At 70.1% G+C, this 12,733-nt stretch carries 13 protein-coding genes and 1 pseudogene; 8 read left to right on the plus strand and 6 right to left on the minus strand.

Going from position 1 to position 12,733, the window contains the following annotated elements:
* Nucleotides 1-75 precede the first annotated feature (75 nt).
* Nucleotides 76-351, minus strand: coding sequence for a cytochrome C oxidase subunit IV family protein (locus KI388_RS03580; RefSeq protein WP_215088013.1), 276 nt, complete (start codon nucleotides 349-351; stop codon nucleotides 76-78).
* Between the two features lie 179 nt (nucleotides 352-530).
* On the opposite strand from KI388_RS03580, the gene KI388_RS03585 reads away from it, so the two are divergent.
* A complete protein-coding gene (locus KI388_RS03585) occupies nucleotides 531-1,049 on the plus strand; it encodes a hypothetical protein (protein WP_215088014.1) in 519 nt (172 codons plus the stop codon).
* 77 nt (nucleotides 1,050-1,126) lie between these two features.
* On the opposite strand, the pseudogene KI388_RS03590 reads toward KI388_RS03585, so the two are convergent.
* Nucleotides 1,127-1,661 (minus strand): annotated as a pseudogene (locus KI388_RS03590) (halocyanin domain-containing protein).
* A 179-nt stretch (nucleotides 1,662-1,840) separates the two neighbouring features.
* On the opposite strand from KI388_RS03590, the gene KI388_RS03595 reads away from it, so the two are divergent.
* Nucleotides 1,841-2,431 (plus strand): hypothetical protein, encoded by a 591-nt coding sequence (locus KI388_RS03595; RefSeq protein ID WP_215088015.1) that lies wholly within the window; start codon nucleotides 1,841-1,843, stop codon nucleotides 2,429-2,431.
* Between the two features lie 42 nt (nucleotides 2,432-2,473).
* On the opposite strand, the gene KI388_RS03600 is transcribed toward KI388_RS03595, so the two are convergent.
* Nucleotides 2,474-3,622: an acyl-CoA dehydrogenase family protein gene (locus KI388_RS03600; RefSeq protein WP_215088016.1), complete on the minus strand. Its 1,149-nt coding sequence runs from the start codon at nucleotides 3,620-3,622 to the stop codon at nucleotides 2,474-2,476.
* Between the two features lie 110 nt (nucleotides 3,623-3,732).
* Here KI388_RS03600 and KI388_RS03605 point away from each other — a divergent pair, with 110 nt between their 5' ends.
* Nucleotides 3,733-4,563, plus strand: a complete 831-nt coding sequence (locus KI388_RS03605) for an RIO1 family regulatory kinase/ATPase (protein ID WP_215088017.1) — start codon at nucleotides 3,733-3,735, stop codon at nucleotides 4,561-4,563.
* 69 nt (nucleotides 4,564-4,632) lie between these two features.
* Entirely contained in the window at nucleotides 4,633-6,153 is a 1,521-nt protein-coding gene (locus tag KI388_RS03610; RefSeq protein ID WP_215088018.1) for an aldehyde dehydrogenase family protein, read from the plus strand.
* Nucleotides 6,154-6,214: 61 nt separating this feature from the next.
* On the opposite strand, the gene KI388_RS03615 is transcribed toward KI388_RS03610, so the two are convergent.
* A complete protein-coding gene (locus KI388_RS03615) occupies nucleotides 6,215-7,102 on the minus strand; it encodes a DUF5821 family protein (protein ID WP_215088019.1) in 888 nt (295 codons plus the stop codon).
* Nucleotides 7,103-7,265: 163 nt separating this feature from the next.
* Here KI388_RS03615 and KI388_RS03620 point away from each other — a divergent pair, with 163 nt between their 5' ends.
* A complete protein-coding gene (locus KI388_RS03620; protein ID WP_215088020.1) occupies nucleotides 7,266-8,063 on the plus strand; it encodes an aldo/keto reductase in 798 nt (265 codons plus the stop codon).
* Between the two features lie 30 nt (nucleotides 8,064-8,093).
* Here KI388_RS03620 and KI388_RS03625 read toward each other — a convergent pair whose 3' ends face one another.
* Nucleotides 8,094-9,149 carry an aminoglycoside phosphotransferase family protein gene (locus tag KI388_RS03625; protein WP_215088021.1) on the minus strand — a complete coding sequence of 352 codons (1,056 nt, stop codon included), beginning with the start codon at nucleotides 9,147-9,149 and terminating at the stop codon, nucleotides 8,094-8,096.
* Nucleotides 9,150-9,291: 142 nt separating this feature from the next.
* Here KI388_RS03625 and KI388_RS03630 point away from each other — a divergent pair, with 142 nt between their 5' ends.
* Both KI388_RS03630 and KI388_RS03635 read left to right on the plus strand, forming a co-directional pair.
* Nucleotides 9,292-11,406 carry a hypothetical protein gene (locus tag KI388_RS03630; protein WP_215088022.1) on the plus strand — a complete coding sequence of 705 codons (2,115 nt, stop codon included), beginning with the start codon at nucleotides 9,292-9,294 and terminating at the stop codon, nucleotides 11,404-11,406.
* A gap of 105 nt (nucleotides 11,407-11,511) precedes the next feature.
* A complete protein-coding gene (locus KI388_RS03635) occupies nucleotides 11,512-11,661 on the plus strand; it encodes a hypothetical protein (protein ID WP_215088023.1) in 150 nt (49 codons plus the stop codon).
* A 44-nt stretch (nucleotides 11,662-11,705) separates the two neighbouring features.
* Here the strand turns inward: KI388_RS03635 and KI388_RS03640 are convergent, their stop codons facing one another.
* Entirely contained in the window at nucleotides 11,706-12,155 is a 450-nt protein-coding gene (locus KI388_RS03640) for a DUF5799 family protein (protein WP_215088024.1), read from the minus strand.
* A 125-nt stretch (nucleotides 12,156-12,280) separates the two neighbouring features.
* On the opposite strand from KI388_RS03640, the gene KI388_RS03645 reads away from it, so the two are divergent.
* On the plus strand, nucleotides 12,281-12,715 hold the full coding sequence (locus tag KI388_RS03645; protein ID WP_215088025.1) for a halocyanin domain-containing protein: 435 nt from the start codon (nucleotides 12,281-12,283) through the stop codon (nucleotides 12,713-12,715).
* The last annotated feature ends 18 nt before the right edge of the window (nucleotides 12,716-12,733 follow it).

A 12,733-nucleotide genomic window follows, 5' to 3' on the forward strand; every position in this document is an offset into this window, starting at 1 on the left:
GGGGTCGAAAAAAAACGGGGTCGGGAAGACAGCGTACTTCGAGAGGGCTTCGAGGGGAGCGCGGACGCGGAGTCGTTACGAGATGGAGTACGTCGCGGCCGCCATCAGCAGCATGGTGAGCGCGAGTGCGAGTCCCATCAGGTAGGTGAGCGAGCGGTTCTCCCAGCGGAGGTGCTGGAAGTACGCGACAATGAGCAGCGTCTTGACCGTCGCGATCAGCAGCGTGCCGCCGACCGCTTGGGCGTACGTGAACTCGACGAAGGCCGACTCGAAGAGGAGGAAGTTCAGCGTCGCCGCCGCGAGAAGGGCGACGTATATCGCCGTATACAGCTTCACGGAGTCGTGCGCCATCTTACACCCCACTTCGTCCCTGCGCTTAAAGAATTAACCATCCGGGGGTCCCGGTGTCGCTCCCGAACGAGTCCCGCGGGGGCGCCGAGCGGGCCTGTGACGACGTTTCGGATCCCGAAACGCCTATCCGCGCGACGGCCGGACCTCCGGCCGGTCGCAGTACGCGATCGGGACCCCACGTGACTCCGCTCGAACCGACGGACGACCTGCTCGAATCGCTGTACGTCGTCAACAAGGTCGCGAAGCAGTTCGCCGACGAGGCCACCGCCGCCTACGAGCGCGGCGACGTCACCGAGAGCAACGTCCGCTCGGCCCGGAAAGACGCGCTCTACCGCCTCAAGACCGCCGTCCTCTCGCGGATGGTCGCGTACGACGCGGACCGGGTCACCGGCGAGTACCACGCCATCAACGGCGACGTGTGGCTGTTCCTCACCGTCGGTGACTGGCACTTCCACCAGCCGCCGCACGCGATCGGCGGCGACCTCACCGACGCGATCGCGATCTCGAACTCGCGGGCGGACCCGATCGACGCCCCCTACGAGCGCGACGCCAGCGTGAAGCGCTCGGACCGCACGCTCGACGAGGCGCTCGCTCACCTGGCCGACGCCGGCGCCAACGCCAACGACCACCTCGCCCGGCCGACGGTCACCAGCGAGCGCGACCGGATCGTCGACGTCCGCTGGTCGTTCCTCTCGTAGCTCGGGTCGTTCCTCTCGTCGGTCGAACCGTCGTCGAAAAAAGCCGGTTCGCGTCCGAACGGTCCGCCGAAGGCGGCTTACGCCTCGACGACTTCGATCGCGCCGAGCATCCCGTTCGCCTGGTGGGGCGTACACTGGTACAGCTGGATCCCCGTGTTGTCGAACGACTGCTCGAAGGTCGTCCCCTCCTCGGCGACGGAGTCGCCGCTGCTGAAGTCCGACTCGGAGTCCTCGACCGACTCGACGTTGTGGGCGCCGCCGTTCCCGGTCCACTCCCAGACGACGGTGGTGCTGGAGTCGATCCGGATCGCCGCGGGCGAGAAGCCGAACCCGACGTCGCCGGTGCCGACCTCGACGGTGACCTGGTCTTCGCCGGTGTGGTCCTCGATCGCCCCGTCGTACTGGTTGGCGTCGGAGAGGTACTCGTCGATCTCGCCCGGCACGTCTCCGGACCCGCTGTCAGAGCCGTCAGAGCCGTCAGAGCCGTCAGCCATCGCTTCCGTCCGACCCGTCGCCGCCGTCCCCGCCGCCGGAACAGCCGGCGAGGGTTCCGATGGTCAACGCGGCTCCGGTTCCGGCGAGATACCGCCGTCTGGACAGTTTATCAGACATCAGCGAAGGTAGGGGACGAAGCCTTACAAACCCCGTGACGGCTTTCGGCTCGTGGGAACGCCTCCCCGTCTCGCCGTGCGCCCGATTCGCACCGGAGCCTTCCCGGTTGGCACCCGATCCGCCCCGCTGCGCGCGCGCCGAGAGTCGGGTTTATCGCCCTTCGCTCCCTCCGGAGACGCATGCGCGAAGACGCGCTGGCGACCCGGCTCGTCGAGCACTACGAGGCGACGGCCGACGACCCGGCGATCCGGCTCGAAGAGCCGTACGACGCCGACGGGCGAGAGGGCGTGGCGGACCTGTTCGTCCGGACGCGGACGCCCGAGCCGGTCGACCGAGTGATCGAACTCAAGTCGGACGCCGCGGTCCGCCGCGCCACCGGCGCGAACGAGGTCCTCCGGCAGTACCGTCGGATGGAGCGGTACTTCCACGCCGACGAGCGCCACGCCCTCCGACCCAAACTGGGTCGCACCGAACCGGGCGCCCGCTACCTGCTGTGTTTCGCGCCGACGCCGACCTGCGTCCACCACGTCGCGACGAACCGGACGCTGTACGGCTCCGTCGACCCGGAGGGGCGGGCCGGCGACGTGCCCGCGGTCCGCACCGTCGCGTTCCTGACGGGACTCGACGGCGACCCGGCCGCGCTCGGGTTAGTCTCCGTCAACGGCGAGGTCCGATTCGGGTCGAAGCCGTTCCGGCGGGCGGTACCGGCGGACTCGCGGCTCGCGGAGAGCTTACGCGGCGTCGACGACGACCTGATCGAGTTCCACTGACGCGGCCCGAAAATCAGCTCCCCAGTCCGAGGCTGCGACCGCTTACAGCCCCAGTTCGCGACCGATGACGACGTGTTGGATCTCGCTCGTCCCCTCGCCTATCTCCATCAGCTTCGCGTCGCGGTAGAACCGCTGCGGGGCGAAGTCGGTGGTGTAGCCGTAGCCGCCGAGCGTCTGGACCGCCTCCTCGGCCACCTCGCGGGCCGCCTCGCTGGCGTCGAGCTTCGCGAGCGCCGACTCCCGGGTGACCGACTCGCCGGCGTCGTACCGCGACGCGGCGCGGTGTGTGAGGAGCCGGGCACGCTCGATCTGGCGGTGCATATGAACGACCTTGTCGCGAACCGCGTCGAACTTCGCGATCGGCTTGCCGAACTGCTCGCGCTCGCCCGCGTACTCCTTCGCCGCCTCGTAGGCGCCCTGCGCGAGGCCGACGGAGAGCGCGGCGATGGATATCCGGCCGCCGTCGAGCGTCTTCATCGTCTGTGTCCACCCGTCGCCCTCCTCGCCCAGCAGCCGGTCCTCCGGGATCCGCACGTCGTCGAAGCTGATCTCGCAGGTGGGCGAGCTGTTGAGCCCCATCTTGTCCCAGACGGTCGTCACCTCGAAGCCGTCGTCGTTCTCCGGGTCGACGATGAACGTCGATATGCCGTCGTAGCCGGCCTCTCGGTCCGTCACCGCCTTCACGAGCACCGAGTTGGCGACGTTCGCGTTCGTGATGAACTGCTTGGTGCCGTTCAGCACGTACTCGCCCGCGTCGGCGTCGTACTCCGCGGTCGTGTCCATGTCGGAGGCGTCCGAGCCGCTGCCCGGCTCGGTGAGCGCCCACGCGCCGAGCCCCTCGCCCTCCGCGAGCGGGCGGAGCCACTCCTCCTTCTGTTCGTCGGTGCCGAACAGGTCGATCGGCTTCGCGCCCAGCGAGGTGTGCGCGGCGTACGAGAGGCCGATGCCGCCGGAAACGCGGCCCAGCTCCTCGGTGACTAGGGCGTACATCAGCTGGTCGCCGCCCAGCCCGCCGTACTCCTCGGAGACCGGGATCCCCATCACGTCGAGCTCCGCGAGCGAGTCGAACACCTCCTCGGGGAAGCGGTGTTCGTCCTCGATATCCTGAGCGACGGGCGCGATCTCCGCCTCGCAGAACTCCCGGACGGTGTCTCGTATCATCCGGTGTTCTGCGGGTACCTCGAAGTCCATGGGCAAGAATTGCGACCCGCGGACATAAACGATGCGAACGACCGTGACAGACCGCGGCACGGGCCCGCCGCGAGCCGACGACTTATGAGGCGCCGCCGCGTTCCGCCGGTATGGAGTTCCGACAGCTCGTCCGCGGCCGCGTCGACTGGCCCGACGTCGAGCGGGTCGCCCGCGAGCTGGCGGCCCGGTACGACCGCGACGAGGTGCGCGTGCGGTTCCTCGACGCCGACAACTGGCTGTCGACCCCGATGGTCGTCGACGACGACCTCTTCGTGAAGGTGATCACCCGACAGAACACGCTCGTCCACGCGCTGTTCACCACCGGGCGGAACCTCGGGGCGTTCTCGGCCGGCACCGAGGGCTTCTTCGAGCGCTACGAGACGCCCTACGAGATGGCGCGCCACGAGCTGGAGGCGACCGGACGCGTCCGCGAGCTGGGCGTCAACGCGCCAGCACCGGTCGAGGCGTTCGAGGTGGACGGCCTCGGCGTCCTCGTGTTGGAGTACCTCCCGGAGTTCCGAACCCTCGGTGAGCTCGACCGGGCGGCCGTCGCGGGGCTCGCGCCCGAGCTGTTCGCGACGCTGCGGACGGTCCACGACGCGGGGATGGCGCACGGCGACCTCCGCGCCGAGAACGTCCTCGTCGCGGACGGGGAGCTGTACGTCATCGACGCGACCCGCGTGAGCGACGACGGCCGCGAGGCGGCGCGCGCCTACGACCTTGCGAGCGCGCTCGCGGCGCTGGAGCCGCTGATCGGCGCGGCCGACGCGGTCGAGGCCGCGCTGACGAGCTACTCGACCGAGGACCTGCTCGCCGGCGAGCGGTTCCTCGACTTCGTCGCGATCCGTCCCGACCACGAGTTCGACGCCGCGGAGCTGCGCGGCGAGTTCGACAAGCGGGCCGGCGAACTCCGGTCCGGCGAGGAGTCGCGGGCGGAGTGAACGCCGGCGTTCGCGCGACCGCGCCGACGGAGAGGTGACTTTTTACCCGGACACGCAAATATTGCGTCCATGGCGCAGCCGTACCAGCACTACATCGACGGCGAGTGGGTCGACGGCGACGGGTCCGAGACGTTCGAGAGCGAGAACCCCGCGACGGGCGAGTCGCTCGGGGAGTTCCGACGCGGTACCCCCGACGATGTCGACCGCGCGGTCGAGGCCGCGGACGCGGCGTTCGAGGAGTGGCGCGAGCTCTCCCGGATCCAGCGCGCGGAGTACCTCTGGGACGTGTACCACGAGCTCCGCGAGCGCACCGACGAGCTGGGCGAGATCGTCTCGAAGGAGTGCGGCAAGGAGATATCGGAGGGGAAGGCGGACGTGGTCGAGGCCGCGCACATGGTCGAGTGGGCCGCGGGCGACGCCCGCCACCCGAAGGGCGACATCGTCCCCTCGGAGATCCCGTCGAAGGACGCGTACATGCGTCGGAAGCCCCGCGGCGTCACCGGCTGCATCACGCCGTGGAACTTCCCGGTCGCGATCCCGTACTGGCACATGGCCATCGCGCTGGTCGAGGGGAACACCGTCGTGTTCAAGCCGGCGGAGCAGACGCCGTGGTGCGCGCAGGTCGTCGCGGAGATGTTCGACGACGCGGGCATCCCGGACGGCGTGTTCAACATGGTACAGGGCTTTGGCGACGCCGGCAACGCGATAGTCGAGAACGACGACGTCCCGACGGTGCTTTTCACCGGCTCCGCGGAGGTCGGTCACCACATTCAGGACAAGCTCGGCGGCGTCCCCGGCAGGCGGGCCGCCTGCGAGATGGGCGGGAAGAACGCGGTCGTCGTCACCGAGGCGGCCGACCTCGACGTCGCGGTCCACTCCGCGGTGATGTCCTCGTTTAAGACGACCGGGCAGCGCTGCGTCTCCTCCGAGCGCCTGATCGTCCACAGCGACGTGTACGACGAGTTCAAAGAGCGGTTCGTCGAGGTCGCGGAGTCGGTCGCGGTCGGGGACCCGCTCGACGAGGACACGTTCATGGGCCCGCTGGTCGAGGCGGAGCACCAAGAGAAGGTCACGGAGTACAACGAACTCGCCCGCGAGGAGGGCGTGAACGTCCTCGTCGACCGGACCGAACTCGCTCCCGACGAGATTCCGGACGGCCACGGGGACGGCCACTGGGTCGGCCCGTTCGTCTACGAGGCGGACCCGGACGCGGACCTGCGGTGTACCCACGAGGAGGTGTTCGGTCCTCACGTCGCGCTCCTCGAGTACGACGGGGACATCGAGCGCGCCGTCGAGATCCAGAACGACGTCGACTACGGGCTGGCGGGCGCGATCATCTCCGAGGACTACCGGCAGATCAACTACTACCGCGACCGCGCCGAACTGGGGCTGGCGTACGGGAACCTCCCGTGTATCGGCGCTGAGGTCCAGCTCCCCTTCGGCGGCGTGAAGAAGTCCGGCAACGGCTACCCCTCCGCCCGCGAGGCGATCGAGGCCGTCACCGACCGCACCGCGTGGACCCTCAACAACTCGAAGGAGATCGAGATGGCGCAGGGCCTCTCCGCGGACATCAAGACGAAAGACGAGTAAGATAGCCGGACGCGCGCCTCTCTCGCCTCCGTCACGTCCCGCACCGCCGCGACGCCCGGCGTCACTCAGTTACGCCCCGAACCGCCGCGGCGGTCTCCTCGGGCGTCTCAGTCGCCGCGAGCGCGCCGTGGGCCGCGAGCCGCTCCCGCGGGCGTCCCACCGGCTGTGGCTCGGAGACCGTCTCGATCAGGTCCGCCTCCCGCAGGAGCCGTTTTATCCGCGTGAACGTCGACGGACTCCCGAGTCCGGCGTCCTCGCAGGCCCGCCGGAGGGAGCGGTCGAGGACGCCCTCGCGAGCGCCGACCGCGTAGGCGCGGACCCGAGTCTCCTCCGCGTCCGGACCCGACGACTCGGGGGAAGCCGACTCGACCTCGGCGTCGAGCGCGCGGAGCACCGCGGCGGCGACCGACTCGTCGCACCGCGACGCGAACCCCTCGTACGCGCGCCGCCGGCTCGGGGTTCGGAGCCGGTACGGCTCGGCGTCCGCGAACCCCGACGCGTACCGTCCACGGAGCGACGCGTCGTCGCCCACGCGGTGCCATCGGGTCTCGTCCTCGGTCGTCTCCCGACCCTCGATCAGCGCGAACCCCGTCTCGGAACCCGCCAGCACCGAGTTCGGCTGGGGGGCGTCGAGGACCCGGAGGTCGACGGCGTCGCCGTCCGCCAGCGCCGCGAGCCGGCTCGCCGGTCGGAACCCCGCGGTCGCGGCGTCGAGCGCGGCCTCGCCCGCGAACACCTTCAGCGCGGGAAGATCCGAGGACCGGTCGAGGGGAGTTTCCCCGTCCGCCAGTTCCGCGACGCTCGGGTCGACGAGCGCCGGCGCGGCCTCGCGGTACGCCTCGACGACGGCCCGGAGCAGCCGCGGCCCGGGGTCGACGAGGAGCGGGTCCGAGAGCGCGCCCAGCGGGAGCGGCTCCGGGGACGAGGGGAGTGCGGGACCGGTCGCCATCGACCGATCCTACGGACGCGACGGATTAAGTCTGCGGGACGTGGCGGGGCGACCGCGGCGCACCGGAGCGCGGGAGACCGAGACGCACCGTAGCGGGAGAGATCGCGGCTCCCGACCTGCCGGCTCGCACGCCTTTTTCACCTCGCGCTCGGAACCCGGAGGCGTGCCACCGCTCGACCTGTCGATCGGGCTCGGAACGTCCGGGCTCGACGACCCCGAGACCTGTACCGACACCGTCGCCGCGGCGCTCGAGGCCGGCTACCGCCACGTCGACACCGCGCAGATGTACGACAACGAGGCCGCGGTCGGCGCGGGGATCGCGGAGAGCGACGTCGACCGCGAGGACGTGGTCGTCGCCACCAAGGTCCACCCGGAGAACCTCGCGCCCGACGACGTCCGCGAGACGGCGCGCGCGAGCTTGGACCGACTCGGTCTCGACCGCGTCGACCTCCTGTACGTCCACTGGCCGATTCGCGCGTACGACGCCGAGGCGACGCTGCCCGCGTTCGACGACCTCCGCGACGCGGGGGTCACGGACCACGTCGGCGTCTCGAATTTCACCCCCGACCTGCTGCGCGAGGCCCGCGAGATCCTTGACGCGCCGATCGCGGCCCATCAGGTCGAGTGTCACCCGCGGTTCCGGCAGCCGGAGCTTCGCGACCTCGCCGCCGAGTTCGACCACCGCCTCGTCGGCTACTCCCCGCTCGGCCGCGGCGAGATCATCGATGACCCCGAAATCGCCGAGGTCGCGGAGCGGAACGATCTCTCGCCGGCGGTCGTCGCGCTCGCGTGGGCGCTCGACCGCGGGGTCGTCCCGATCCCGAAGGCGCGCGGCGACCACCTCCGGGAGAACCTCCGCGCGGTCGACGTCGACCTGCCCGACGCCGACCTCGATAAGATCGACGCGCTCGACCCGGGCGACCGCCGGATAGACCCCGACGACGCGGCGTGGAACCGCTGAGAGGGCCCGGTTTCCGGTTCGTCGCCGCCTTCAGACCGCGTCGAGCCGCGCCCGAAGCTCCGCGTCCGCGCGCTCGACTAAGTCGTCGAGCGGCTCGTCGAGGTGCGTCGCCCACTGGTCGACGAACCCGGAGCGGCCGAGGATCCTGACGACCTCGTAGACCGGGCGGCGGCGCTCGAACCCCTCCGGAAGCCCCCCGGCGCGGTCGCGGTACCCCTCGCGGAGGGACGCTGCGAACCGGTCCGGGCCGGTCGAGTCGAACCCGTTGAGAAGCTGGTCCTCCGCGCGCACCAGGTCCCGCGCCGGGTCTCCGACGTGGGACAGCTCCCAGTCGATCGGCGAGACGCCGAGACCGCACCCGCCGAGCGAGCCGTCCTCGTCCGGGTCGCTCGTCACGAAGAGGTTCGGCTTGGCGACGTCGCCGTGGAGCAGCGCGGCCGGCGCGCCGTCGAGCAGGTCCCGGTTCGCGCGGACGCAGTCGACGACCGCGTCGTAGTGGCCCGCGAGCCGCTCCGCGGTGCCGATCTCGCGCGTCCGCTCGATCGTCGCGAGCAACACCTCCGTCCACGACGCGAACTCGACCGAGAGTCCGGTCGGCTGGTTGTTCTCCCCGATCGCGCCCCCGCTAGCGGCCGATCCGGTCTCCGTCCCCGGGCCGACGATCTCCCCGTGCGCCGCGAAGCGGTCGGCGTGGAGCGCGGCGAGCGCGCCGCCGACGCGCCGGAGGAGGCGTTCGCGTTCGTCGTCGCTCGCGGCCTCGTAGGCGCCCAGCAGCTCTCGCCCGGGCGCCGGCGCGGTCGCGAGGTACGCCGGGTCGCCGTCGGGGTCGGCCGCCAGCACCTCCGGGACCGGGAGCGGTCCGTTCGCCCGCAGGTACCGGAGGACGGCGCACTCGCGGGCGAGCCGGTGGCTCTCGTCCGCGAGGGCGACCTTGAGGAACGCCCGCCCGCCGTCGACGAAGACGACCCCGACGGTCTCGTTGGCGCCGTTCCACGACGGGCCGACGCCCGTCACCCGGTCGACGGGTCGGCCCGGGAACGCCTCGCGGAGCGCCCGTGCGACCGTCGTCGACTCGACGCCGTCCATGCGACACCCTCCGGACGGGGCGTTGTTAAGATTATTGTCACACGTTCGTTTACCCCACGTGAAGTCTTAGACGCGGGGCAGCGTGTCGCTCGGCGCCGTTTCACCGACACGCTCATACGTGTTGGCGAATCAAACTAATCTAGTGAACGACTGGTCAGCCGACGGACGGATCGGGTTCGAGGTCGACGGGACGACGCTCACCGTTCGCGACGCGATCGAGGGCAAGCGGATGCGGATCCGGGTCGACCGAGAGCCGGACCTCTCGTCGGCGCTCACGGCGCTTTTCCCCCTGCCCGTCGACCGGGCGGTCAGCTTCGAGGCGGAGTCGGTGTCGGTCGCGGAGTACTCCAGTATAATCCTCCGCGACGACGAGGGCGAGTTCGTCGGGCGTACCAACGAGGCGACGGAACTCCCGCGGGGGTCGTACTATATCGAGATCACGGGGACGACGAAGGCGTACGTCCGGGTGAACGACGTCGAGATCGCGATGAGCGGGATGCGCGGTTCCGACCCGATCGAGTTCGCGTTCGACCGGCCGCGCACCGTGACGGTCGGCGCTCGGTCCTTCCACACGCGCCCCGAAGCGACGATCACGGTCCCCGACGACCCGAGCGCCCTCGCGGAGGCGGTGTCGGTGCTCGGGTCGTCGATCCGGGAGTTCTCGCCGGAGCGGTCGTGGCCGACCCTCCGCGGGTACCCGCCGCGGATCGAGCGCGGCGACGCGCTCGACATCCCGAGCCCCCTCGTCGCGCCGGACACCGGTATCGAGGTGATCGTCCGCCCGACGTACGCCGACGTCTACCGGCTCTCGACGCTCTCGTTCTATCTCGGTGCTCGGATGCGGACCGGTGACGCGCCGGCGATCCGGCTCGACAACGGCTACGAGGAACGGCTACCTACCGAGCGTCGTGCGCTCGAAGCGCGCGTCGAGGAGCTGTCGCGGACGTGGTTCTTCCTCGACACGCTCGCGCGGATCGAGGGGTACACGCCGTCGAACCGGTACGAGTACGAGGCCGTCGGATCGGACCTCCCCTTTTACCCGCCCAATCTCGCAGACCTGTCGATGAGCGAGCGGCTGATGGAGTATCTGGAAGTCGACGCGGAGACGGTCGCACCGTACGCCCCCGCGTGGCCGACCGAGGCGACCCTACGTCCCACGCCCGCCGCCGCGGAGTTGCTCCCGCATCTCGCGCGGGTCCTCGCACCGGTTCGCGTCCGCGGTGCCGCCAAGCCAACGCGGTCGGACGCGCCCATCGGACTAGCGACGCCGGGCTGGGACTCCCCGCCCGACCCGGCTCCGAATCCGGAAACGGACCCGATACCGGCGGGAACGTCCGTCTTGACGCCCGCCACCTACGAGACTCGGTTACGCAGAGAGCTAGCTGACCGAGGGGAGGTACGCGTCGCGTTCCTGCTCGACGATGACGAGCGGGCCCGGAAACTCCGACACTCGCTGACGACTCCCGCGGTCCCCGACGGGATCGGTTCCTGGTCCGTGGATGTTTCTCCGAACCGGAACGCGGTCGCCGGAACGCTGTCCGACCCGTCGCTCGACCTCGTTCTCTGCGGGCTCCCGACGCGGAACGGCGTCGTTGAGGCGGCCGACGGACCGGTCGAAATTCAGAGCGGATCCGCCGGATCGGACCTCAGTGCCCCGGCGGTGTCCGTCTTCGAGGGAACTGACGACGTCACTCCCGTCCTCGACTCGGTCGATCGGGGCGGGATCGGAGGGGCGACGTTCGACAGCACCATCGCACCGGACCGAATCCGGTCGTTCGTTGGACTGCTTGCCGCGGGGTGCCCGGTCGTCGCCGCGGCTCGGTTGGCGCTCGACTCGACAGGTCCGGCGGCACGGTTCGTCGGTGACTCGGGAATGGCGGTTGCCACCGACAGGAGACTCCCGACGCAGGTGTTCCCCTGTCACCCTACCGCACCGGACTCGTTCCAAGTTCGATCCCGGACGTTCCTCTCGACAGAGGTACTGCTCGGGACAGATTATCAGGTGGTCTCCGAGTTGTTCGACTCGACGCCGTCTCTGGCCGGCAAAGAGCGCACCGTCGGGGAAACAGACGCTTCTGGAATTCTCCGTATTCACGACGAAAAAGGGCCCGTGCTTCACCTGTTCGGTGACATCTTCCTCCAGAACGATGGACTCACCGTCGAGGAAATCGAGGCCTCGGCCCGCCGTGCGCTCGCCGCCGACGATCCGCCGGAATCAAATTCCGGGTCGGGCGTCGAATCGCAGTGCCGGGATTGAGCCGCCCCCGCGTGTTCTCCCTACGATGCCGACCGTGCTTGCCCGCGTTCTCTGAGTCTTACGCCCGCCGACATCCTTTATTTCCCGGCCGACGAACCGCCGCGTATGCCCCAGATCCACCTCGACGAGGAGACGGTCGAGCGACTCGACGCGCTCCGTGTCGACGACGAGGAGTACGACGAGATAGTCAGCGAACTCATCAACATCTACGAGGCGGAGGAGCTGACCCTGTTCCGCGGTAGCGACCTAGAGTAACGGGAGCCGAACGGACGCACCGGGTCGGCGGGACCCGACGGCGGCTACTCCTGATAGGCGACGCGGACCTGCTCCCACTTGCCGACCTCCTCTAGGTGGGCCTGTAGCTCGTCGGCATACTCCTGTACGAGCCGTTCCGCGGCCTCCAGTTCCTCGTCCGAGGTCCCGCCGCCGCCTCCGCCGAGACCGAGCGCGCCCTTGATCGAGTCGACGAGGCCGCCGCCTGACCCCCCGGCGTCGCCACCGGGAGCGCCGCCCATCCCCGCCATCTGCGACCGGAGGTTCTCCAGTTCGGGCATGATCGCGGGGAGGCTCGACGTGTCCGCCACGACGCGGGCGGCCTCCGGGTCGTCGGCGTTTTCGATCTCCAGTTCGGTCGCCGTCATGATCAGTCCCCACTCCTGGCTGGAGAAGCGCGACGAGGCGACGCGCTCGTTGAACTGGTTGTCGACGGTCATCCGCTCGCCGACGATGGCGTCGGTCCACTCGCTCATACGCCTCCGTTCGACGGTCGCGGTGAAAAGTCCGTTCCCCCGCGGCGAGCCGTCGGCCGCGAACCGGTTCCCGTCGCGGGCGACGACGCGGAGGAGTTTATACGCCGGAGTCCCTCAACCGAGGTATGAGAGACAGCAGCCGTCGCGCGCTCCTCGCCGCCGCGGGGACCGCGGGCGCGACCGCCCTCGCGGGCTGTGCCGACGCCGTCCTCCCCGGCGCGGGAGGCGACGACGCCGGCGGGTCGGGCGACGAGCGGGTCGACCGGACCGGCGAGGAGACGGTCGCGGTCGACGTCGGCGCGGACGACGGGTTCGCGTACGCGCCGGCGCACGTCCGGGTCGACCCCGGAACGACCGTCGTCTGGGAGTGGACCGGGAAGGGCGGCGGCCACAACGTGTACGCGGTCGACGGCTCGTTCGAGTCCGAACTCGTGGCCGAGGAGGGCCACACCTACGAGCGCGCGTTCGAGACGCCGGGGACCCACGAGTACGTCTGTACGCCCCACCAGACCCGCGGCATGCGCGGCAGCGTGAAGGTCGTTTCGCCCGGCGACGGCTGACCCCGGTCGATCCCCCTC

Origin of the sequence: Halorubrum sp. 2020YC2, assembly GCF_018623055.1 — an archaeon.
In the GTDB taxonomy this organism is placed as follows: domain Archaea; phylum Halobacteriota; class Halobacteria; order Halobacteriales; family Haloferacaceae; genus Halorubrum.

Bases quoted from the DNA above. Each gene is read 5' to 3' on its own strand.
- KI388_RS03580 (WP_215088013.1), bottom strand. From the start codon at position 351: ATGGCGCACGACTCCGTGAAGCTGTATACGGCGATATACGTCGCCCTT.
- KI388_RS03595 (WP_215088015.1), top strand. From the start codon at position 1,841: ATGCGCGAAGACGCGCTGGCGACCCGGCTCGTCGAGCACTACGAGGCG.
- KI388_RS03600 (WP_215088016.1), bottom strand. From the start codon at position 3,622: ATGGACTTCGAGGTACCCGCAGAACACCGGATGATACGAGACACCGTC.
- KI388_RS03605 (WP_215088017.1), top strand. From the start codon at position 3,733: ATGGAGTTCCGACAGCTCGTCCGCGGCCGCGTCGACTGGCCCGACGTC.
- KI388_RS03610 (WP_215088018.1), top strand. From the start codon at position 4,633: ATGGCGCAGCCGTACCAGCACTACATCGACGGCGAGTGGGTCGACGGC.
- KI388_RS03615 (WP_215088019.1), bottom strand. From the start codon at position 7,102: ATGGCGACCGGTCCCGCACTCCCCTCGTCCCCGGAGCCGCTCCCGCTG.
- KI388_RS03625 (WP_215088021.1), bottom strand. From the start codon at position 9,149: ATGGACGGCGTCGAGTCGACGACGGTCGCACGGGCGCTCCGCGAGGCG.
- KI388_RS03635 (WP_215088023.1), top strand. From the start codon at position 11,512: ATGCCCCAGATCCACCTCGACGAGGAGACGGTCGAGCGACTCGACGCG.
- KI388_RS03640 (WP_215088024.1), bottom strand. From the start codon at position 12,155: ATGAGCGAGTGGACCGACGCCATCGTCGGCGAGCGGATGACCGTCGAC.
- KI388_RS03645 (WP_215088025.1), top strand. From the start codon at position 12,281: ATGAGAGACAGCAGCCGTCGCGCGCTCCTCGCCGCCGCGGGGACCGCG.